This window comes from Streptomyces sp. NPDC002884 (assembly GCF_040295245.1).
In the GTDB taxonomy this organism is placed as follows: Bacteria; Actinomycetota; Actinomycetes; order Streptomycetales; family Streptomycetaceae; genus Streptomyces.
Genome location: NZ_JBEOVB010000011.1, coordinates 24,899 through 45,897, shown reverse-complemented (window position 1 = coordinate 45,897; position 20,999 = coordinate 24,899). Strand labels below are relative to the sequence as shown.

The 20,999-nt window shown below is 72.0% G+C and carries 19 protein-coding genes; 13 read left to right on the top strand and 6 right to left on the bottom strand.

The annotated features are described in order from the left end of the window. Window position 1 precedes the first annotated feature (1 nt). The 4 genes from ABT070_RS22705 to ABT070_RS22690 all read left to right on the top strand — a co-directional run bounded on the left by ABT070_RS22705 (window position 2) and on the right by ABT070_RS22690 (window position 4,557). On the top strand, window positions 2-1,627 hold the full coding sequence (locus ABT070_RS22705; protein ID WP_351763458.1) for a YifB family Mg chelatase-like AAA ATPase: 1,626 nt from the start codon (window positions 2-4) through the stop codon (window positions 1,625-1,627). Further along, window positions 1,624-2,784: a DNA-processing protein DprA gene (gene dprA / locus ABT070_RS22700; protein WP_351763456.1), complete on the top strand. Its 1,161-nt coding sequence runs from the start codon at window positions 1,624-1,626 to the stop codon at window positions 2,782-2,784. The genes ABT070_RS22705 and dprA overlap by 4 nt, the downstream gene beginning before the upstream one ends. Before the next feature lie 264 nt (window positions 2,785-3,048). After that, a complete protein-coding gene (whiG, locus tag ABT070_RS22695) occupies window positions 3,049-3,891 on the top strand; it encodes an RNA polymerase sigma factor WhiG (RefSeq protein ID WP_307165625.1) in 843 nt (280 codons plus the stop codon). 108 nt (window positions 3,892-3,999) lie between these two features. After that, window positions 4,000-4,557, top strand: coding sequence for a TetR/AcrR family transcriptional regulator (locus ABT070_RS22690; RefSeq protein ID WP_351763762.1), 558 nt, complete (start codon window positions 4,000-4,002; stop codon window positions 4,555-4,557). Window positions 4,558-4,826: 269 nt separating this feature from the next. Here ABT070_RS22690 and ABT070_RS22685 read toward each other — a convergent pair whose 3' ends face one another. Further along, window positions 4,827-5,402, bottom strand: coding sequence for a M23 family metallopeptidase (locus ABT070_RS22685; protein ID WP_351763454.1), 576 nt, complete (start codon window positions 5,400-5,402; stop codon window positions 4,827-4,829). A gap of 280 nt (window positions 5,403-5,682) precedes the next feature. On the opposite strand from ABT070_RS22685, the gene rpsB reads away from it, so the two are divergent. From rpsB to ABT070_RS22640, 9 genes are all read left to right on the top strand, one after another. Then, entirely contained in the window at window positions 5,683-6,636 is a 954-nt protein-coding gene (rpsB, locus tag ABT070_RS22680) for a 30S ribosomal protein S2 (protein ID WP_351763452.1), read from the top strand. A gap of 146 nt (window positions 6,637-6,782) precedes the next feature. Next, the gene (gene tsf, locus ABT070_RS22675; RefSeq protein ID WP_351763450.1) at window positions 6,783-7,619 is read left to right on the top strand and encodes a translation elongation factor Ts; all 837 of its coding nucleotides are present in this window, start codon (window positions 6,783-6,785) and stop codon (window positions 7,617-7,619) included. 185 nt (window positions 7,620-7,804) lie between these two features. Next, window positions 7,805-8,563, top strand: coding sequence for a UMP kinase (gene pyrH, locus ABT070_RS22670; protein ID WP_351763448.1), 759 nt, complete (start codon window positions 7,805-7,807; stop codon window positions 8,561-8,563). Window positions 8,564-8,733: 170 nt separating this feature from the next. Then, complete coding sequence (frr, locus tag ABT070_RS22665; protein WP_020128692.1) at window positions 8,734-9,291, top strand: ribosome recycling factor; 558 nt, start codon at window positions 8,734-8,736, stop codon at window positions 9,289-9,291. Continuing rightward, window positions 9,291-10,472 (top strand): phosphatidate cytidylyltransferase, encoded by a 1,182-nt coding sequence (locus ABT070_RS22660; RefSeq protein ID WP_351763446.1) that lies wholly within the window; start codon window positions 9,291-9,293, stop codon window positions 10,470-10,472. The genes frr and ABT070_RS22660 overlap by 1 nt, the downstream gene beginning before the upstream one ends. Window positions 10,473-10,823: 351 nt before the next feature. Beyond that, on the top strand, window positions 10,824-11,930 hold the full coding sequence (rlmN, locus tag ABT070_RS22655; RefSeq protein ID WP_351763444.1) for a dual-specificity RNA methyltransferase RlmN: 1,107 nt from the start codon (window positions 10,824-10,826) through the stop codon (window positions 11,928-11,930). A 257-nt stretch (window positions 11,931-12,187) separates the two neighbouring features. Then, window positions 12,188-13,264 carry a thiamine ABC transporter substrate-binding protein gene (locus ABT070_RS22650; RefSeq protein ID WP_351763442.1) on the top strand — a complete coding sequence of 359 codons (1,077 nt, stop codon included), beginning with the start codon at window positions 12,188-12,190 and terminating at the stop codon, window positions 13,262-13,264. Continuing rightward, entirely contained in the window at window positions 13,240-14,910 is a 1,671-nt protein-coding gene (locus tag ABT070_RS22645; protein ID WP_351763440.1) for an ABC transporter permease, read from the top strand. The genes ABT070_RS22650 and ABT070_RS22645 overlap by 25 nt, the downstream gene beginning before the upstream one ends. Beyond that, the gene (locus ABT070_RS22640; protein ID WP_351763438.1) at window positions 14,911-15,930 is read left to right on the top strand and encodes an ABC transporter ATP-binding protein; all 1,020 of its coding nucleotides are present in this window, start codon (window positions 14,911-14,913) and stop codon (window positions 15,928-15,930) included. 109 nt (window positions 15,931-16,039) lie between these two features. Here ABT070_RS22640 and ABT070_RS22635 read toward each other — a convergent pair whose 3' ends face one another. The 5 genes from ABT070_RS22635 to ABT070_RS22615 all read right to left on the bottom strand — a co-directional run bounded on the left by ABT070_RS22635 (window position 16,040) and on the right by ABT070_RS22615 (window position 20,857). Beyond that, the gene (locus ABT070_RS22635) at window positions 16,040-16,750 is read right to left on the bottom strand and encodes an LAETG motif-containing sortase-dependent surface protein (RefSeq protein ID WP_351763436.1); all 711 of its coding nucleotides are present in this window, start codon (window positions 16,748-16,750) and stop codon (window positions 16,040-16,042) included. Window positions 16,751-16,912: 162 nt separating this feature from the next. Next, window positions 16,913-18,040, bottom strand: a complete 1,128-nt coding sequence (locus tag ABT070_RS22630; RefSeq protein ID WP_351763434.1) for an LOG family protein — start codon at window positions 18,038-18,040, stop codon at window positions 16,913-16,915. Window positions 18,041-18,075: 35 nt separating this feature from the next. After that, a complete protein-coding gene (locus ABT070_RS22625; protein ID WP_351763432.1) occupies window positions 18,076-18,495 on the bottom strand; it encodes a VOC family protein in 420 nt (139 codons plus the stop codon). A gap of 113 nt (window positions 18,496-18,608) precedes the next feature. Then, complete coding sequence (locus tag ABT070_RS22620; protein ID WP_351763430.1) at window positions 18,609-20,132, bottom strand: hypothetical protein; 1,524 nt, start codon at window positions 20,130-20,132, stop codon at window positions 18,609-18,611. Beyond that, window positions 20,114-20,857: an ABC transporter ATP-binding protein gene (locus tag ABT070_RS22615; protein ID WP_351763428.1), complete on the bottom strand. Its 744-nt coding sequence runs from the start codon at window positions 20,855-20,857 to the stop codon at window positions 20,114-20,116. Before ABT070_RS22615 ends, ABT070_RS22620 begins: the two co-directional genes overlap by 19 nt. Between the last annotated feature and the right edge of the window lie 142 nt (window positions 20,858-20,999).

Below are 20,999 nucleotides of genomic sequence, written 5' to 3'. Positions count from 1 at the left end.
GATGGGCTTCGCGCGTACGTGCTCGGTGGCGCTGGTGGGCGTCGAAGGGGTCCTCGTCGAGGTGCAGGCCGACCTCGAACCGGGAGTGGCGGCGTTCACGCTGGTGGGGCTGCCGGACAAGAGCCTGACCGAGAGCCGGGACCGGGTACGGGCGGCGGTGGTGAACTCGGGCGGCGAATGGCCGCAGAAGAAGCTCACCGTCGGACTCAGCCCGGCATCGGTGCCCAAAGGCGGCAGCGGCTTCGATCTGGCCATCGCCAGCGCGGTGCTCGGCGCGGCCGAACGGATCGACCCGCGGGTGCTCGCCGACATCGTCATGATCGGAGAGCTCGGCCTGGACGGACGGGTGCGCCCGGTCCGGGGCATCCTGCCCGCGGTGCTGGCCGCGGCCGAGGCCGGATACGAGCAGGTGGTCGTGCCCGAGTGCGCCGCCGCCGAGGCGGCGCTGGTCCCCGGCGTGTCCGTGCTCGGGGTGCGCAGCCTGCGGCAGCTGATCGCCGTCCTCGCCGACGAACCGGTGCCCGAGGAGGAACCGGACGAGGCGGGCCGCCCGGATCCGCTCCTGGCCGGCCTGCGGATGCCCGGCACGGGAGCGGCCACCGGGATGCACAGCATGGGCGCCGCCCATCAGGAACAGGAGCACGACCTCGCGGACGTGGTCGGACAGTGCTCGGCACGGACCGCGGTCGAGGTGGCCGCGGCCGGCGGACACCATCTCTTCCTGGAAGGACCGCCCGGGACCGGCAAGACCATGCTCGCCGAGCGCCTGCCCGCCGTACTGCCCCGGCTGAGCCGGCAGGAGTCGCTGGAGGTCACCGCGGTCCACTCGGTGGCCGGGCTGCTCCCGCCGGGCAAGCCCCTCATCGACGTGGCCCCGTACTGCGCCCCGCACCACTCGGCCACGATGCAGTCGCTGGTCGGGGGCGGGGCAGGGTTCGCCCGGCCCGGGGCCGTCTCGCTGGCCCACCGGGGAGTGCTCTTCCTCGACGAGACCCCCGAGTTCGGCAGCCACGCCCTCGACGCCCTGCGGCAGCCCCTGGAAGCCGGGCACGTGGTGATCGCGCGCAGCGCCGGAGTGGTGCGGTTCCCGGCACGCTTCCTGATGGTGCTCGCGGCGAACCCCTGCCCGTGCGGCCGGTTCTCGCAGCGGGACACCCTGTGCGAGTGCCCGCCCTCCGCGATCCGCCGCTACCAGGCGCGGCTCTCCGGCCCGCTGCTCGACCGCGTCGACCTGCGCGTCGAGGTCGACCCGGTCAGCCGGGCCGACCTCGCGCACCGCGGTCCCGGAGGCGAGTCCACGGCGGTCGTCGCCGACCGGGTCAGGGCCGCCAGGGAACGGGCGGCGGCCCGGCTGGCGGGCACTCCGTGGCGGACCAACAGCGAGGTGCCGGGGCGGGAGCTGCGCAACCGCTGGCATGCCGCGATCGGCGCCATGGACGAGGCGGAGCGCAGCCTGGAGCGCGGGGTGCTGACCGCCCGGGGACTCGACCGGGTGTTGCGCGTCGCCTGGACCGTCGCCGACCTGGTCGGTCACGACCGGCCCGGCGCGATGGACGTGAACCTGGCCCTGCAACTGCGCACGGGGGTGCCGCGCGGCGTGCCGATGGCCCTCGGGGCCCTGACGTGAGCGGCGGCGGCGAACCGTCCGGCGAGCGGCTCGCCCGGGTCTTCCTCGGGCGGGTCCTCGAGCCCGGCGACGAGGTGGGCGGGCAGTGGGTGCGGGAGCGGGGCGTGCCGGAGGTGGTGCGGCGGCTGCGGGAGGACGGGGAGCCGCTGCCGGGGGTGACCGCGCGGCGCTGGGCCGGCTTGCGGGCGCGGGCCCAGCAGGCCGAGCCGGAGCGGGATCTGGCCGTCGCCCGGGAGGCCGGGGTGCGGTTCGTGTGCCCGGGGGACGCCGAGTGGCCGGGGACGCTGGACGAACTCGGGGACGCCCGGCCGCTCGGGCTCTGGGTGCGGGGTCGGCCCAGCCTGCGGATGTGGGCGCTGCGGTCGGTCGCCGTCGTCGGTGCCCGCGCCTGCACCGAGTACGGCGCCCACATGGCGGCCACCCTCTCCGCCGGCCTCGCCGAGCAGGGCTGGGTGGTGGTGTCGGGCGGCGCCTACGGGGTGGACGGCGCCGCCCACCGGGGCGCCCTCGGCGCGGGCGGCGCCACCGTCGCCGTCCTCGCCTGCGGGGTCGACCAGCCCTACCCGCGCGGCCATACGGCGCTGCTCGACAGGATCGCCGAACAGGGACTGGTGATCGGCGAGTTGCCGCCCGGCGACCATCCGACCCCGAGCAGGTTCATCCTGCGCAACCGGGTGATCGCCGCGCTCACCCGGGGCACGGTCGTCGTCGAGGCCGCCTACCGCAGCGGCTCGCTGGTCACCGCTCGGGCGGCCCTGCGGCTGGGCCGGCACACGATGGGGGTGCCGGGGCCGGCCACGAGTGGTCTCTCCGCAGGTGTGCACGAACTGCTGCGGGGAGAGGCCGTGCTGGTCACCGACGCCGCGGAGGTCGTCGAACTGGTCGGCGACATGGGCGAGCTGGCCCCCGACCGGCGTGGCCCCGAGCTGCCGCGCGATCTGCTGGAGCCGGCTGCCCGGCGGGTCCTGGCCGCGCTGCCCGCCCGCAGACCCGCGGCGGTCGACGAGGTCGCCCGCGAGGCCCGGACCACACCGGACGACGCGATCGCGAGGCTGTACGAGCTCAGGGCGCTCGGCTACGTCGAACGACACGGCGACGGCTGGAAGTTGACACGCCAGGCGGTGGTCTCCGTTCGAGGGGGTCGACGCCCGTGTTGACGCACGGTGTTCGGCCGTCCGGGGGAACGCCGAAAGCCTTGGGGATTCCGGTAGTTGACCTACCCCCGGGGTCGACCGCCGTGACCGCCGTGACCCCGGAGTGCGTCCAGCGGAACGTATCTGCGCACCGGTCCGGGCACGCCCTTCGCGCACCGCGACACCGCAGTCACGCTACGCTCACGAGGATTCCGGCACAGAACGGCACCTCTGCACCACGCGGTACCCACCTCACGCACTTCACGGCAGAACGGCACAAGGCGACGAATGCCCCAGCACACCTCCGGGTCCGACCGGGCGGCGATCACCCCAGCCGCCCGTGACGGCGGCAGCGTGCGACCGCCCGCTCCCTCGACACTCGACGAGCTGTGGCGGTCGTACAAGGCGACGGGGGACGAACGGCTGCGGGAGCAGCTGATCCTGCACTACTCACCGCTGGTGAAGTACGTGGCGGGCCGGGTGAGCGTCGGCCTGCCGCCCAATGTGGAGCAGGCCGACTTCGTGTCCTCCGGGGTCTTCGGACTGATCGACGCGATCGAGAAGTTCGACATCGGAAGAGAGATCAAGTTCGAGACCTACGCGATCACCCGGATCCGGGGCGCGATGATCGACGAGCTCCGGGCGCTGGACTGGATCCCGCGGTCGGTGCGGCAGAAGGCGCGCAACGTCGAGCGGGCCTACGCGACGCTGGAGGCGCGGCTGCGGCGGACCCCCTCGGAGTGCGAGGTGGCAGCCGAGCTGGGCATCGCGGTGGACGAACTGCACGCCGTGTTCAGTCAGTTGTCGCTGGCCAACGTGGTGGCACTGGAGGAGCTGCTGCACGTCGGAGGGGAGGACGGGGACGGCCTCAGCTTCATGGACACGCTGGAGGACACCGCCGCGGACAACCCCGTGGAGGTGGCCGAGGACCGGGAGCTCAGACGGTTCCTCGCACGGGCGATCAACACACTGCCCGACCGGGAGAAGACGGTCGTCACGCTCTACTACTACGAGGGCCTGACGCTCGCCGAGATCGGGAACGTGCTGGGCGTGACCGAGAGCCGGGTCAGCCAGATCCACACCAAGTCCGTCCTCCAGCTGCGCGCGAAACTGGCGAGCTTCGGCCGCTGAACGGGCCGGACCGGCCCGGCCGGACGACGGAAGTGCGGGCGGAGTCCCTCCCGCCGGGGGTGGAGCGTCCGTAGAGTGGTCGACGTGCCAAGGATTCGAGCGGCCTCCGTGGCCGAGCACCGGTCGATGCAGCGTGCCGCCCTGCTGGACGCGGCACGCTCCCTGTTGTCCGAGGGCGGGACGGAAGCGCTGACCTTCCCTGCCCTCGCCGAGCGCACGGGTCTCGCGCGCTCGTCCGTGTACGAGTACTTCCGGTCCCGGGCCGCCGTGGTCGAGGAACTGTGCGAGGTCGACTTCCCCGTGTGGACGGCGGAGGTCGAGGCGGCCATGGCCGCGGCCGACGGGGCCGAGGCCAAGGTCGAGGCCTATGTCCGCCGGCAGCTCGCTCTGGTGGGGGACCGGCGGCACCGGGCCGTCGTGGCGATCTCGGCGAGCGAGCTGGACGCGGGGGCCCGGGAGAAGATCCGGGCGGCGCACGGCGGGCTGGTGGCGATGATCGGGGCGGCGCTGGCGGAACTGGGGCACGCGGAGCCCCGGCTGGCGGCGATGCTGCTGCAGGGCGTGGTGGACGCGGCGGTGCGGCGGATCGAGCTCGGGGCCGCGGAGGATCCCTCGGCGATCACGGACGCCGCGGTGGGAATGGTGCTGAGGGGCGTCCGGGGCTGACCCCGGCGGGGCCGAGTCACGGTAGGGCTGAGCCGCGGCAGGGTCGAGTCACGGCAGGGCTGCCCCCGGCAGGACCGAGCCACGGCAGGGCTGAGTCACCGCAGGGCCGAGTAGCAGCAGGACCGAGCCACGGCAGAGCTGAGTCACCGCAGGACCGAGAAGCAGCAGGACCGAGCCACGGCAGAGCCGAGCCACGGCAGAGCCGAGCCTGGCAGGACCGAGCCACGGTAGGACCGAGTCACCGCAGGGCTGAGCCCGGCAGGGTCGAGTCACGGTAGGGGTACGCCGAGCACCGGCAGCAGTCGCGACGGGCCGCTCCGCCGTAGCCACGGGGGCAGCAGCGACAGCGGGTCCAGATAGGTCTCGCCGCTCAGCAGCCCCCAGTGCACGCACGTGCGGGCGCAGTGCGAGCCCGTCGGCTCCACCGTGCCGACGACCTGGCCCGGCGCCACCTCGTCGCCCTTGCGCACCGACGCCCGTACCGGCTCGTAGGTGGTCCGCAGGGGCGGCCGGCCCGACGCCGACAGTTCCACCGAGACGACGCCCCGGCCCGCGACCCGGCCCGCGAAGGACACCCGGCCGGCCGCCACCGCCCGTACCGGAGCGTCCGGCGCGGCCGCGAGGTCGACGCCTCGGTGGCCGCGGGCGTAGGGACTCGCCGGGGGCTCCCAGCCGCGTAGCACCGCCGGACGGGTGCCCACCGGCCAGGCCCGGCCGATCGCCGGGACGGGCGGCGGGGGGAGCGCCCGGGCTCCGGTGGCGACCTGTGGGTCCGCCCACGCCACCGAGACCACCGTCATGATCGACAGGACCGGCAGCAGGGCCGTGAATCGCTGTGCGTGCATGGCGACACCGTTCCGTGTTCCCGCGGCCCCGGCCGGGGTCTGTGGACCACCCCGCGGTTGTGGACAGCGGCGTCACCCGCTGCCTCGCCGGTCCCGTACACTTCTTCTGGCGATCCGGGTCACCGGGTCGACTTCGCACGCCCCGGTATCGGGGGCCGGTCACGGTCGGTCCCTCGGTATCCGCGCCCCTCGGTCCTTCGTGGCTCGGCGCACAGCGGGCGTCAGGCGCGGGAGCCGTCCGGCCCCCGCGGCACAACCGAGAAACTCAAGGAGAACGGCCATGGCCGTCGTCACGATGCGGGAGCTGCTGGAAAGCGGCGTCCACTTCGGTCACCAGACCCGTCGCTGGAACCCGAAGATGAAGCGCTTCATCTTCACCGAGCGCAACGGCATCTACATCATCGACCTGCTCCAGTCGCTGTCGTACATCGACCGCGCCTACGAGTTCGTCAAGGAGACCGTCGCCCACGGCGGCACGGTCATGTTCGTCGGTACGAAGAAGCAGGCGCAGGAGGCCATCGCGGAGCAGGCCACCCGCGTCGGCATGCCCTACGTCAACCAGCGCTGGCTGGGCGGCATGCTCACCAACTTCTCGACCGTCTACAAGCGCCTTCAGCGCCTCAAGGAGCTCGAGCTCATCGACTTCGAGGACGTCGCCGCCTCGGGTCTGACGAAGAAGGAGCTCCTGGTCCTCTCGCGTGAGAAGGCCAAGCTGGAGAAGACCCTCGGTGGTATCCGCGAGATGTCCAAGGTGCCCAGCGCCGTCTGGATCGTGGACACCAAGAAGGAGCACATCGCGGTCGGCGAGGCCCGGAAGCTCAACATCCCGGTCGTCGCCATCCTCGACACCAACTGCGACCCCGACGAGGTCGACTACAAGATCCCGGGCAACGACGACGCGATCCGCTCCGTCACCCTGCTCACCCGCGTGATCGCCGACGCCGTCGCCGAGGGCCTCATCTCCCGTTCCGGCGTCGCCACCGGCGACAAGGGTGACAAGGCCGCCGGCGAGCCGCTGGCCGCGTGGGAGCGCGACCTGCTCGAGGGCGAGAAGAAGGCCGACGCCGAGACCACGGACGAGGCCGCCGAGAAGCCGGCCGAGGCCGCTGCTGAGGCCGAGGCCCCCGCCGTCGACGCCCCGGCCGCCGAGGCTCCCGCCGCCGAGGCCGAGGCCCCCGCTGCTGAGGCTCCCGCCGCCGAGGCCGCTCCGGCCGCCGAGGGCGAGCAGGCCTGAGTCAGGCCGTAGGCCGTACGGTCGACAGGTCGTCCGTACGGCCCCAGGGGTGAAGTGACGGCGGGGGGTGCCCAGTGCGCCGCCCGCCGTTCACCCACAGCCCCCCGATCTTCGAGACTTCGAACTCCGAGAGAGATTCACAGATCATGGCGAACTACACCGCCGCTGACGTCAAGAAGCTCCGTGAGCTCACCGGCGCCGGCATGATGGACTGCAAGAAGGCGCTGGACGAGGCCGAGGGCAGCGTCGACAAGGCCGTCGAGGCGCTCCGGATCAAGGGCCAGAAGGGCGTCGCCAAGCGTGAGGGCCGCTCCGCCGAGAACGGCGCCGTGGTCTCGATCATCGCCGACGACAACTCCTCCGGCGTCCTCGTCGAGCTGAAGTGCGAGACGGACTTCGTCGCCAAGGGTGACAAGTTCCAGGCCGTCGCCAACGCGATCGCCGAGCACGTCGTCAAGACCTCCCCGGCCGACCTCGAGGCGCTGCTCGCGTCCGAGATCGAGACCGGCAAGACCGTCCAGGCGTTCGTGGACGAGGCTAACGCCAACCTCGGCGAGAAGATCGTGCTGGACCGCTTCGCGCAGTTCGCCGACGGCTTCGTGACCGCGTACATGCACCGCACGATGCCCGACCTGCCCCCGCAGATCGGTGTCCTCGTCGAGCTGGACAAGCCGAACGCCGACGTCGCCAAGGGCATCGCCCAGCACATCGCCGCCTTCGCGCCGAAGTACCTCTCCAAGGAGGACGTGCCGGCCGACGTCGTCGAGTCCGAGCGCCGCGTCGCCGAGGAGACCACCCGCGCCGAGGGCAAGCCCGAGGCCGCCCTGCCGAAGATCGTCGAGGGTCGCCTCAACGGCTTCTTCAAGGACGCCACGCTGCTCGGCCAGCCGTACGCGCTGGACAACAAGAAGTCCGTCCAGAAGATCCTGGACGAGGCCGGTGTCACCCTGAAGCGCTTCACGCGCATCAAGGTCGGCATCTGAGTCCGTGCCGCGATCGACGCGCCGGCCCGATAGGGTCGGACGCAGTCGTCCGGTACGCCGTCACGCGCGTGCGTGACGGACGACAGCAGATCTGACGAGGAGGCCATTGCCGCGCACGGGTTGGAACACCCCACCGGCAATGGCCTTCTTCGCATGTGCACCACGTGAAAGAGGCGGGATCTCCCATGACCACCAAGGCCCAGAAGAGCGACGACGGCAAACTACGCGGCCGGTTCATGCTGAAGCTGTCCGGGGAGGCATTCTCCGGTGGCGGGGGCCTGGGCGTGGACCCCGACGTGGTGCACAAGATCGCCCGTGAGATCGCCGCCGTCGTCCGTGACGGCGCCGAGATCGCGGTCGTGATCGGCGGCGGCAACTTCTTCCGCGGCGCCGAGCTCCAGCAGCGCGGCATGGACCGCGCCCGCTCGGACTACATGGGCATGCTCGGCACGGTCATGAACTGCCTCGCCCTCCAGGACTTCCTGGAGAAGGAGGGCATCGACAGCCGCGTGCAGACCGCCATCACCATGGGCCAGGTCGCCGAGCCGTACATCCCGCTGCGCGCCGTGCGGCACCTGGAGAAGGGCCGCGTGGTCATCTTCGGCGCCGGGATGGGCATGCCGTACTTCTCCACCGACACCACCGCCGCCCAGCGCGCCCTGGAGATCGACGCCGAGGCGCTGCTGATGGGCAAGAACGGCGTGGACGGCGTCTACGACTCCGACCCGAAGACCAACCCGGCGGCCGTCAAGTTCGACGCTCTCAGCTATGGCGAGGTCATCACCCGCGACCTGAAGGTCGCCGACATGACCGCGATCACGCTGTGCCGCGACAACAAGCTTCCGATCCTCGTCTTCGAGCTTCTGACCGAGGGCAATATCGCTCGCGCCGTCAAGGGTGAGAAGATCGGCACGCTCGTGGGTGAGCAAGGCAGCCGGGCCTGACCGGTGGAACCCCGGTTTCGTACGACAACACCTGACCGGGGACGGACCCTGGTCGGGGGATGGACAATGTCCTGCCGGTCGGGAACCGTGCAGGAAGAAGACGCGACGCAGCCGGCCCGCCTCCGCAAGGAACCGCAGCCGGGCCTACTCAAGACACGCAGGAGCAAGTGGTGATCGAAGAGACCCTCCTCGAGGCCGAGGAGAAGATGGAGAAGGCCGTCGTGGTCGCCAAGGAGGACTTCGCCGCGATCCGCACCGGCCGTGCGCACCCGGCGATGTTCAACAAGATCGTTGCCGACTACTACGGCGCACCGACGCCGATCAACCAGCTGGCTTCGTTCTCCGTGCCGGAGCCGCGCATGGCGGTCGTGACCCCGTTCGACAAGACCGCGCTGCGCAACATCGAGCAGGCGATCCGCGACTCCGACCTGGGCGTCAACCCGAGCAACGACGGCAACATCATCCGAGTGGTGTTCCCCGAGCTGACCGAGGAGCGCCGCCGCGACTACATCAAGGTCGCCAAGGGCAAGGGCGAGGACGCCAAGGTGTCCATCCGCGCCGTCCGCCGCAAGGCCAAGGACGCGATCGACAAGCTGATCAAGGACGGCGAGGTCGGCGAGGACGAGGGCCGCCGTGCGGAGAAGGAGCTCGACGACACCACCGCGAAGTACGTCGCCCAGGTGGACGAGCTCCTGAAGCACAAGGAAGCGGAGCTGCTCGAGGTCTGATGAACGACTCTTCCTGGGGCTCACCGCCACACGCCGGGTCGCGGGCCGGGTACTGGGGGCCCGTCGCCCAGGGGCCTGTCCAGGGGGCCGCCCCGGCGGGTCCCGCGTACGATGCGCCTGAGGCGCAGCAGACTCGCCCCATGCCCATCGTCCCCGACGTACCCGCGCACGGCGGAAACCAGGATGACGACCGGGGGGCCGCTCGGTCGGGCGGCCCCTTGTTCCCGGACCGGCCCTACGGCACCCAGCCGTACGGCGACGCCGCCCACGGCCACGACACACCGTCGGCACAGCCCCACGCGGCGGTGCCGCAGAATCCGGAGCCCATGCCCGACGCCTCTCACCCGGCGCCCGCACCGCAGAAGAAGAGTGCGGGCCGAGACCTGGGCGCGGCCATAGGAGTCGGGGTCGGGCTCGGCGTAGTGATCGTCGCGTCGCTGTTCGTCGTCAAGGCCGTGTTCATCGGCGTGATAGCCGTGGCCGTCGTCGTCGGCCTGTGGGAGCTGACCAGCAGGCTGCAGGAGCGCAAGGGCATCAAGGCGCCGCTCGTGCCGCTCGCGGTCGGCGGCGCGGCGATGGTCGTCGCCGGATACGTCCGGGGTCCCGAGGGCGCCTGGGTCGCCATGGCCCTCACCGCGCTCGCGGTGCTGGTCTGGCGGATGACCGAACCGCCCGAGGGCTACCTCAAGGACGTCACGGCCGGCGTCTTCGCGGCCTTCTACGTCCCGTTCCTGGCCACGTTCGTCGCCCTGATGCTCACCGCCGACGACGGAGCCTTCCGCGTCATGACGTTCCTGGTCCTGACGGTCGTCAGCGACACGGGCGCGTACGCCGTCGGCTGGCGCTTCGGCAAGACCAAGCTCGCCCCGCGCATCAGCCCGGGCAAGACCCGCGAGGGCCTGCTCGGCGCGGTGTCGTTCGCGATGGTCGCCGGCGCGCTGCTGATGCAGTTCGTGATCGACGACGGCACCTGGTGGCAGGGCCTGCTGCTCGGCCTCGCGGTCGCGGCCAGCGCCACGCTCGGCGACCTCGGCGAGTCCATGATCAAGCGGGACCTGGGCATCAAGGACATGGGCACGCTGCTTCCGGGCCACGGGGGCATCATGGACCGGCTGGACTCGCTGCTGCCCACGGCTCCCGTGGTGTGGCTGCTGCTCGTACTGTTCGTGGGCTCCGGCTGACCCACTCCGGCCCGATCGGCTCCTGCGGGCCCCTTTCCTGTGCTTCGCGCTTCAGGAGAGGGGCCCGTTGCCATGTCCGGCCGATGGCGACGCATGTCCGGGCGAGGGCGAGGGCGGCGATGGCGAGGGCGGTGATGGCGAGGGCGCTGGGCACTTCCGGTCCACCGGCGAGAGGAGGGCCGGTGGCAGCACGAAGTCGGCTGCGGCACCGAGAAGCCGGCTGCGGCACCGACGAGTGGTGGAGTGCCTGACCCTCACGAGTGCGCCGTTCTCCGCACCCGACCGGCAGCGATCATGCCGCCTGGCTCGGGGCGGAGGCCATGCCATTCGATCTGCGACACTGGAAGGGTTATGCCGAAGCCCGGAGAACTTACTTTCGTCGCCCCCCGCGGAGCTCAGAAGCCGCCGCGGCATCTCGCCGACCTCTCGCCCGCCGAGCGGAAGGAGGTCGTGGCGGAGATCGGGGAGAAGCCGTTTCGTGCCAAGCAGCTGTCGCAGCACTACTTCGCGCGCTACGCGCACGACCCGGCGGAGTGGACCGACATCCCCGCCGGTGCCCGCGAGAAGCTGCGTGAGGCGCTGCTGCCGGATCTGATGTCGGTCGTCCGGCATCTGTCGACGGACCAGGGGAACACCCGTAAGACCCTGTGGCGGCTGTTCGACGGCACGCTCGTGGAGTCGGTGCTGATGCGCTACCCGGACCGGGTGACGATGTGCATCAGCTCGCAGGCCGGGTGCGGGATGAACTGCCCGTTCTGTGCGACCGGGCAGGCGGGTCTCGACCGCAATCTGTCCACCGCCGAGATCGTGCACCAGATTGTCGACGGGATGCGGGCGCTGCGGGACGGGGAGGTGCCCGGGGGTCCTGCCAGGCTCTCCAACATCGTCTTCATGGGGATGGGCGAGCCTCTCGCCAACTACAAGCGGGTCGTGGGATCCATCCGCGCGCTCACCGACCCGGCTCCGGACGGGCTGGGGCTCTCGCAGCGGGGGATCACCGTGTCGACGGTCGGGCTGGTGCCTGCCATCCACCGGTTCTCCGACGAGGGCTTCAAGTGCCGGCTCGCGATCTCCCTGCACGCGCCGGACGACGAGCTGCGCGACACCCTCGTCCCCGTGAACACGCGGTGGAAGGTGCGCGAGGTGCTGGACGCCGGGTTCGAGTACACCGAGCGGTCCGGGCGCCGGCTGTCCATCGAGTACGCGCTGATCCGCGACATCAACGACCAGGCCTGGCGTGGTGACCGGCTCGGGCGGCTGCTGCGCGGCAAGCCCGTGCACGTCAACCTGATCCCGCTCAACCCGACCCCGGGTTCGAAGTGGACGGCTTCCCGGCCCGAGGACGAGAAGGCGTTCGTCGAGGCGATCGCCGCGCACGGGGTGCCCGTCACGGTCCGGGACACCCGTGGCCAGGAGATCGACGGGGCGTGCGGTCAGCTCGCGGCCACCGAGCGGTAGTCTGACCCCGGTATCAGGTCATACTTATCGGGTATCGGTACATCCGTATCAGTACATCTTCATATTCCGACAGGGGAGCGCCACAGCGCTGAGAGTGCGGGAGAGTCCGCAGACCCTCTGAACCTTGCCCAGGTCATTCTGGGTAGGAAGTTCGGACATCACTCAAGCTGTTGCGCCCTGCCCGGGCACCGGTGGAAGCCTCCGCGGGTGCCCGGGCAGGGCCGCGTCTCTTCCTGGTCAACCCCAGGAGGAATCCAGTGCACACCAGGACGTTCGTGGCCGCGGCCGTCGGCCTCGGCCTCGTCACCCTGTCCGCCTGCGGATCGTCGGACGACGACGGTTCGGCGGCGGGCTCCAAGACCGTCACCCTCGTGAGCCACGACTCGTGGGCCGTCTCCAAGAGCGTGCTCGCGGACTTCGAGAAGAGTTCCGGCTACCAGGTGAAGGTCCTCAAGGACGGCGACGCAGGTCAGGCCGTCAACAAGGCCATCCTGACCAAGGACAACCCGCAGGGCGACGTCTTCTTCGGCGTCGACAACACGCTCCTGTCGCGCGCCCTCGACAACGGGCTGTTCCAGCCGTACGAGGCGAAGGGCTCCGACCAGGTCCTGCCCGCGTACCGGGCCGACCAGGGCAAGCACCGGGTCACGCCCGTCGACACCGGCGACATCTGCGTCAACTACGACAAGGCGTACTTCAGCGAGCACAAGCTGACCCCGCCCGCCTCCTTCGACGACCTGCTGAAGCCCGCGTACAAGAACCTGCTGGTCACCGAGAACGCCGCCACCTCCTCCCCGGGGCTGGGATTCCTCCTCGGGACCGCCGCGAAGTACGGCGACGAGGGGTGGGCGGACTACTGGAAGAAGCTGAAGGCCAACGGCGTGAAGGTCGTCGACGGCTGGGAGCAGGCCTACAACGAGGAGTTCTCCGGGTCCGCGGGCGGCAAGAAGGCCGGGGCCGACCGGCCGCTCGTCGTCTCGTACGCCTCCTCGCCGCCCGCCGAGGTGATCTACGGCGATCCCAAGCCGACCACCGCCCCCACCGGTGTCTCCACCGGCACCTGCTTCCGGCAGGTCGAGTACGCGGGTCTGCTGAGCAACGCAGCCCACCCCGAGGGCGGCAAGGCGCTCCTCGACTTCCTGCTCACCAAGGAGTTCCAGCAGGACATGCCGCTCAACATGTTCGTCTACCCGGTGCGGGAGGGGGCCGCGGTGCCGGCGGAGTTCACGAAGTACGGCCCGCAGGCCGAGGACCCCGAGACGCTGGACCCGGCGAAGATCGCCGACAACCGTGACGACTGGGTCAAGTCATGGACCTCGCTCGTACTGAAGTGACCGGGCGCGCGGCCCGCGCGGGGAACGCGGCGCGGCTCGGGCTCATGGCCGTGCCCGTCGCGTTCTTCGCGGTCTTCTTCGCCTACCCGGTCGCGGCGATCGTCGCCCGGGGGCTCGGCTCCGACGGGGGCTGGCGCTTCGGGCGGCTGTGGGACGTGCTCGCGCAGTCCGACATCCGGCACGTCCTGTGGTTCACCACCTGGCAGGCGTTGGCCTCCACCGCGCTCACGCTCCTGGTCGCGCTGCCCGCCGCGTACGTCTTCGCCCGCCTGGAGTTCCCGGGCAAGCAGGTGCTGCGCGCCGTCGTCACCGTCCCGTTCGTGCTGCCGACGGTCGTCGTCGGTACGGCGTTCCTGGCGCTCGTCGGGCGCGGTGGGCTGCTCGACGACCTGTGGGGCGTACGGCTGGACACCACGGTGTGGGCGATCCTGCTGGCGCACGTCTTCTTCAACTACGCGGTCGTCGTACGGACGGTGGGCGGGCTGTGGTCGCAGCTCGACCCGCGGCAGGAGGAGGCGGCGCGGACGCTCGGTGCGTCCCGCCTGACCGCGTGGCGCACGGTCACCCTGCCCGCCCTGGGGCCCGCCGTCGCGGCCGCCGCGCTGATGGTCTTCCTCTTCACCTTCACCTCCTTCGGAGTGGTGCAGATTCTCGGCGGCCCCACCTTCTCCACCCTCGAGGTGGAGATCTACCGGCAGACCTCAGAGATCTTCGACCTGTCCACGGCCGCCGTCCTCACGATCGTCCAGTTCCTGGCCGTCGGCGCGATCCTCGCGGTGCACGCCCGGACCGTACGGCGGCGGGAGACCGCGTTGCGGCTGGTGGACGCGTCGGTGACGGCTCGGCGGCCGCGCGGGGCCGGGCAGTGGGCGCTGCTGGCCGGGGTGCTCGGCACGATCGCCGTCCTGTTGGTGCTGCCGCTGGCGGTGCTGGCGCAGCGCTCGCTCGACGCGCCCGGCTTCGCCTACTACCGGGCGCTGACCAGTGACGACGGCAATGTCTTCCTGGTCCCGCCGATCGAGGCGATCGGCAACTCGCTGCAGTACGCCGCGGCCGCGACCGCGATCGCCCTGGCCGTCGGGGGGCTCGCCGCGGCCGCGCTCACCCGACGGGACGCCGGACGGCTGGTCCGCGGCTTCGACGCGCTGCTGATGCTGCCGCTGGGCGTCTCCGCGGTGACCGTCGGCTTCGGGTTCCTGATCGCGCTCGACGAGCCTCCGCTGGACCTGCGCGGTACCTGGATCCTGGTGCCGCTCGCGCAGGCGCTGGTCGGCGTCCCCTTCGTCGTACGGACCATGCTGCCGGTGCTGCGGGCGGTGGACCAGCGGCTGCGTGAGGCGGCGGCCGTGCTCGGGGCGTCGCCCTGGCGGGTGTGGCGGGAGGTCGACCTGCCGATGGTGTGGCGGGCGCTGCTCGTCGCGGCCGGGTTCGCCTTCGCGGTGTCGCTGGGGGAGTTCGGGGCGACGGTGTTCATCGCACGGCCCGACAACCCGACGCTGCCGGTCGCCGTCGCGCGGTTGCTGGGGCGGGCCGGCGAGCTCAACTACGGCCAGGCGATGGCCCTTTCGACGATTCTGATGGTGGTGTGCGTGGTGGCGCTGCTGGTGCTGGAGCGACTGCGGACCGACCGGACGGGGGAGTTGTAGATGCTGCTGGAACTGGAGCGCGCCACCGTGCGGTTCGGCGGGCGGCCCGTGCTCGACGCCGTCGATCTCGCGGTCGCCGAGCACGAGGTGGTGTGTGTGCTGGGGCCGAGCGGCAGCGGCAAGTCGACGCTGCTGCGGGCGGTGGCCGGGCTCCAGCCACTGGACGCCGGGCGGGTGCTGCTCGACGGGCGCGACCAGGCGGGGGTGGCCGCGCACAAGCGGGAGCTCGGGCTGATGTTCCAGGACCATCAGCTGTTCCCGCAGCGGGACGTGGGCGGCAATGTGGCCTTCGGGCTGCGGATGCACGGCATGCCCAGGGCCCGGCAGGGCGAGCGGGTGGCGGAGTTGCTCGAACTGGTCGGGCTTCCGGGTGCCACGGGCCGTGCGGTGGCCGCGCTCTCCGGTGGTGAGCAGCAACGGGTGGCGCTGGCCCGGGCCCTCGCGCCGCGACCCCGGCTGCTGATGCTCGACGAGCCGCTCGGCCAGCTCGACCGGTCGCTGCGGGAGCGCCTGGTCGTCGAACTCCGCGAGCTGTTCGGCCGGTTGGGGACGACCGTGCTCGCGGTCACCCACGACCAGGGGGAAGCGTTCGCGCTCGCGGACCGGGTCGTGGTGATGCGGGACGGGCGGATCGCCCAGTCCGGTACGCCCCTGGAGGTGTGGCAGCGGCCGGCGGACGCGTTCGTGGCGCGTTTCCTCGGCTTCGACAACGTGGTGGAGGCGACCGTCACGGAGGAGGCCGCGGTCACGCCGTGGGGCAAGGTGCCGGTGCCGGCCGGGTCGGGGCAGGGGGCGCGCTCGCTGCTCGTCCGGCCCGCCGGGGTGCGCCTGGTGGGCGCGGACGAGGGGCTGCGCTGCACGGTCGCCGCCCGTACCTTCCGTGGCACCCATGTCGCCGTGCGGCTCCAGCCGGAGGGCGCGCCGAGGCTGGAGGCGGCGTGCACGCTGCGGGACGCGCCGGAGGTCGGGAGCGTGGTGGGAGTGTCCTTCGACGCGGCCGAGACCGTCGTACTGGACTGACCGCCGGCGGAGGACGAGGTCCGGCCGAGGGCACGGGAGACGCGGATGGCCCGCCCCGGAGAGGGGCGGGCCACACGTGTACGTCCGGCGGGCCGGTCGGTCGTGCGGGTCAGCGCTGGCTGGACCCGCGGCGCCGCATACCGAAGAACACCGCGCCACCGCCGACGGCGACGAGGACGGCCGCGATGCCGACGACGAGGCCGGTGTTGGAGCTCGCGCCGGTCTCGGCCAGGTTGGACTCCTGGGCCGCGGCCGAGGGGGCGTTGCTCGCGGAGGGCGCGGGCGCGGCGCTGTCGCTCGCCGAGCCGGACGGGGACGGGGTGATCGTCTCGGCCGGCGGCGGAGTGGTCGTGCTGTCCGACGGCGTCGAGGACGGCGTGGTGGACGGCGTGGACGTGTCGTCGGCCTTGCAGGCCTTGGACGGGGTGGTCAGGTTGCCGGCGATGTCCTTGTCGAGAATGACCTTCTCGCCCTCGGCGGCCTTGACGTGGATCCGGTACTCGGCGTTCGGCTCCCAGTCCTCGGCGAAGGAGACGGAGACGCCCAGCGCCGAACCCTTGACGGTCTGGGCCTTGCCGACCTGCCTCAGGTCGCCGCCGTTGTTCTCGAGGAAGACGGTTATCTCGGCCGGGACGCCCGTGGGGTCCTTGTCGGTGACAGTGATGACGCCCTTCGCGCCGTCACAGGCGGCAGTGGCGGAGAACTCGCTGATGTCGCAGGCCAGCGCGGTGCCGGCGGCGCTGAGCGCCAGGGCGGCGGAGGCGGCGGTGACACCGAGCATGCGCACCGAACGGGCGGCGGTACGGCGGGAAATGGACACGTTTGTCCTTTACGGGAAGCGCAACTGCGGGGGGTGGAGGGGAAGATGGCGCCCCCGGTGAGCCGAGTGCGTCACCATCCCCAGCAGACTCACAGGTCTATAAGCGTTCCATAAGAAGTGTCAATGCGGGGACGCCTCCGAGCGGCTGGCTTTGCCCGCTTATTAACCACCGAGACGTTTCAACGCCTCCGGAGCCTCCTCGATCCGGTCAACGAGGGCGATACGGGACTCCATGGACCGCTCCCGGGCGAGTGACCGCAAGAGCGGCCAGGCGGGCAGCCGTTGGGTCCAGTGCTCCCGGTCCACGAGCACCATCGGCGTCGGCTCTCCCCGCGACCCGTAGTAGTTGGGCGTCGCGTTGTCGAAGATCTCCTGTACGGTCCCGGCGGCGCCCGGCAGGAACACCACGCCCGCGGTGCAGCGGGCCAGCAGGCCGTCCTCACGGGTGGCGTTGGAGAAGTACTTGGCGAGGTGCGCGGCGAACGGGTTCGGCGGCTCGTGGCCGTAGAACCACGTCGGGATGCCGACCGAGGGGCCGCCGCCCGGCCACTTGGCCCGCACCTCGAAGGCGGCCGCCGCCCAGTCGGTGACGGAGGGTGTGAACTTCGGTGCCCTGGCGAGGAGTCGGAGGGCGTTCGTGAGCATCTCGTCGTCGAAGGGGGCCGCGTACGCGCCGAGGTTCGCCGCCTCCATCGCGCCGGGTCCGCCACCGGTCGCCACCATGAGCCCGGCCCGGGCGAGTGCGCGGCCGAGCCGGGCCGCGCCGGCGTAGGCCTCCGTACCGCGCGCCATGGCGTGGCCGCCCATGACACCCACCACGCGCTCCCCGACGAGGAGTTCGTCGAGCGCGTCGGAGATGGCGTCGTCGTGGATCGAGCGGAGCATCGAGCCGAATATGTCGCCGTCCGTCTTCGTGCGCTGGAACCACGCGTACGTGAGGGCGTCCGGCGTCGCCTCGTAGCCCTCGTCCAGGGACGCGAACAACTCGTCGGGGGAGTAGAGGAAACCGCGGTACGGGTCGAAGGACAGACCCGGTACGGGCGGGAAGACCAGGGCGCCGGAGGCGCGGGACTTCGTGGCCGCCGCCGGGTCCATCGGGCAGCCGAGGAAGACGGCGCCGGAGGTGTCCAGGGCGAGGAGGGCGTCCGTACGGGCCGTCAGGTCGACGGACTGGACGCGGAAGTGGGAGAGCGTGCCGTGGGTGCGGGCCACCTCGTCGAACTCGGCGAGGGACTCGATCTCACGGTCGTGGGAGCCGTCGAACGGCTGGGCGGGTGTCGTCGGATGCACCCGCCCATGCTAGGCAGCGCCGGACCAGCGGTGGGTCAGCTCTCGATGGCCGACGGGTCCATCCAGACGACCTCCCAGGTGTGGCCGTCGAGGTCGTCGAAGGAACGGCCGTACATGAAGCCCATGTCCTGCGTCTCGCCGCTCGGCGAACCGCCCAGCGAGAGCGCCCTGTCGACGAGTTCGTCGACCTTCGCGCGGCTCTGCGCGCTCAGGGCGATCAGGACCTCGCTGGTCTTCGAGGCGTCCGCGATCTCCTTCTTGGTGAAGGTCGAGTAGAACGGCTTGGTGAGCAGCATCGCCACGATCGTCTCGCTGATCACCACGGACGCCGCGTTGTCGTCGCTGAACTGCGGGTTGATCGTGTAGCCGAGCTCCGTGAAGAACTTCTTCGAGGCGTCGAGGTCGTTCACGGGCAGGTTCACGAAGATCATCTGCTGATAGGCCGGAGTGGTCATCGGGTCTCTCCCAGGGGGTTCGCGTTGCTCGTGCGGGGTGTTCGTCGGGGTAGACCGGGGGGCCGTGCGGAACTCATCGCGGAGCGGGGATCTTTTTCGTGCGCGGGCGGGCTTCAGCGGGTCAGCGGGAGGGCCGCCAGTTCGGCCACGATCAGCGTGAGCGGGACGAAGAGGGCGAGCAGGGCGCCGGTGCGCAGGGCGGCGGCGCTGCGCAGTGTCTTCGCCGGGGCGCCGAGGCGGAGCAGGGCGGCGGTGGTGTCGGCGCGGACCTGCCGCGCCTCCACGGCCGCGGTCAGGAGCGTGGCGACCGTGCAGCCCGCCACGACCAGGGCGCCGAGGGTGGTGAGCGGGCCGAAGGCAGGGTCGGCAGGGTCGGCAGGGTCGTACAGCGCGGCCATCGTGAACGCGCCGGACGCCACCGCGCAGACCACGCCCAGCGGCCGGCCGATCCGGTCCGCCTCCTGCATCAGGCCGCGGCCCGCGAGGAGGCGGAGGGCGCCGGGGCGGGCCGATTGCAGCAGACGGCCGCAGAGGTGGGTGAGACCGGGGCCGGCGAGGGCGAGGCCCACGGCGGTCAGGGTCCAGCCGAGGAGGACCGCGGCGGGGCCGGTGGGGAGGCCGCCGGGCAGGGGGAGGGTGCTGGGGTTCGCCGTGCGGTTCGCGTACGCCTCCACGGCCAGGCCGGCGGCGAGGAGAGCCATGCCCCAGGGGAGGGCGGTGGGGTGGGGCGGACGCGTCTGCGTCTGCGTGGGTGCCTGGGGCTGCGGCTGTGGCTGGATCTCGGGGACGCCGTCGGCGGAGGTCTCCGCCGTGCCGTTGACCACGGCCGGTGCTGCGGCCGCGGGCAGGGTCGTGGTGCCCGGTGCCGACGGGATGCCGTTCGCCGTCAGGCCGGAGACCGCCTCGGCGGGGTGCCCGCCCGGAGCCGGGCGGGCGGGCGGGCCGTCCGCCGCCGGGCCGGGAGCCGTCTCGGCGAGGGGGGCGTCCGCCGACGGGAGCGTCGGCCGGGGGCTCCTCGTCCTCGCCCCGAAGCGGCCGTACTCGCCGAACCTGTCGCCCGCCCCCGTCCTTCCGAACGCGCCGAACCGACCGAGCAGCCTCGGGGCCGCCTGGGCCGCCACGCGCGTGTCCCGCGGGCGGAGCATCAGCGCCACCGCGAGGGACGAGGTCACCGGGACCAGCGCCAGCAGGGTCAGGGACGCGGGCAGCGGCAGGGGCCGGTCCGCGGCCAGGAAGTCGTCGGCCGCCCCGTCGAACGGCATGCCCGTGAGGTCGCCGCGCAGATGCAGGAAGAGCAGCAGGGCCAGCATGGAGCCGAGCAGCGTCGACAGAGCCGTCGTCATCGCCGACACGGCCATCAGGCGGGCCGGGCCCAGGCCGATCGCCGCCAGGCCGGGGCGGGGGCGGGTGCCGGGGTCCGTGCGGGCCACCGCCAGGGCGAAGTAGACCGTCGCGGCCAGCGGGACCGCGCACCAGGCGAGGCGGAGCACGGACGCGGCCGGGGCCTCGGGGTGGGTGAGCGCGCGGCCGAGGGTGCACAGGAGGAGGAAGCCGGTACCCGCCGAGGCCGTCGCCACCAGGAGGCGGCGGAGCTGGACGGCGGGGTGGGCGCTGCGCGTCAGACGGAGAGCGAGCACGCGGCCCCCCGGCCTTCCGACTCCGTGACCGGCGGCAGATGGACCGTCTTGACCCGGCGGCCGTCCATCAGCGTCACCGTGCGGTCGGCGAGGGCGGCGGTCTCCGGGTCGTGGGTGGCCAGCACCACGGTGATGCCGTGGGAGCGGGCCGCCGTCGTCAGGGTGCGCAGGACCTGGGCCCGGTCCGCGCGGTGCAGGGGGGCCGTCGGCTCGTCCGCGAAGAGGACCGAGGGGGCCGGGGCCAGGGCGCGCGTGATGCAGACCCGCTGGCGCTCGGCCTGGGTGAGCTCGTGCGGGCGGCTGCGGGACCGGTCGCCGATGTCCAGTCGGTCCAGCCATTCCAGCGCCGCGGCCTTGGCCCGGCGGCGGCTGGTGCCGCGCAGCATCAGGGGGAGGGCCGCGTTCTCCCAGACATTGAGTTCGGGGACGAGAACCGGTGCCGGGTCGATCCAGGCGAAGCGGTCGCGGCGCAGCCGTTCGCGGGCCATCGGGCCCATCGTGTGGACGGGGACGCTGTTGAACCAGACCTCGCCGCGCTGGGCGGGCACCAGGCCGGACAGACAGTGCAGCAGGGTCGTCTTGCCGCTGCCGCGCGGGCCGCCGACGGCGAGGATCTCGCCCTCCCGCACGCCCAGCGAGACACCGCCGAGCGCCGGTGAGCCGTCGCGGTGCGTGAAGTAGAGGGAGCGTGCCCACAGCACGTCGTTGTCCGGCGGGGCCTCCATGGGCGTACACCTCGGTTCAGATCTGTGGTTCCCGTGCCAATCCCCCGTGCGGGGGAACGAAGACAGGGCCGATCGGTCACTCGCACGCTAGGCAGCCAGGAGGGGAAGGCCGGACAGCACACGGCCCCGGGTCGCCGTTTCT

Coding starts and splice junctions, on each gene's coding strand:
- ABT070_RS22705 (WP_351763458.1), top strand. CDS start 2: ATGGGCTTCGCGCGTACGTGCTCGGTGGCGCTGGTGGGCGTCGAAGGG.
- whiG (WP_307165625.1), top strand. CDS start 3,049: ATGCCCCAGCACACCTCCGGGTCCGACCGGGCGGCGATCACCCCAGCC.
- ABT070_RS22685 (WP_351763454.1), bottom strand. CDS start 5,402: ATGCACGCACAGCGATTCACGGCCCTGCTGCCGGTCCTGTCGATCATG.
- rpsB (WP_351763452.1), top strand. CDS start 5,683: ATGGCCGTCGTCACGATGCGGGAGCTGCTGGAAAGCGGCGTCCACTTC.
- tsf (WP_351763450.1), top strand. CDS start 6,783: ATGGCGAACTACACCGCCGCTGACGTCAAGAAGCTCCGTGAGCTCACC.
- pyrH (WP_351763448.1), top strand. CDS start 7,805: ATGACCACCAAGGCCCAGAAGAGCGACGACGGCAAACTACGCGGCCGG.
- ABT070_RS22660 (WP_351763446.1), top strand. CDS start 9,291: ATGAACGACTCTTCCTGGGGCTCACCGCCACACGCCGGGTCGCGGGCC.
- rlmN (WP_351763444.1), top strand. CDS start 10,824: ATGCCGAAGCCCGGAGAACTTACTTTCGTCGCCCCCCGCGGAGCTCAG.
- ABT070_RS22645 (WP_351763440.1), top strand. CDS start 13,240: ATGGACCTCGCTCGTACTGAAGTGACCGGGCGCGCGGCCCGCGCGGGG.
- ABT070_RS22640 (WP_351763438.1), top strand. CDS start 14,911: ATGCTGCTGGAACTGGAGCGCGCCACCGTGCGGTTCGGCGGGCGGCCC.
- ABT070_RS22625 (WP_351763432.1), bottom strand. CDS start 18,495: ATGACCACTCCGGCCTATCAGCAGATGATCTTCGTGAACCTGCCCGTG.
- ABT070_RS22615 (WP_351763428.1), bottom strand. CDS start 20,857: ATGGAGGCCCCGCCGGACAACGACGTGCTGTGGGCACGCTCCCTCTAC.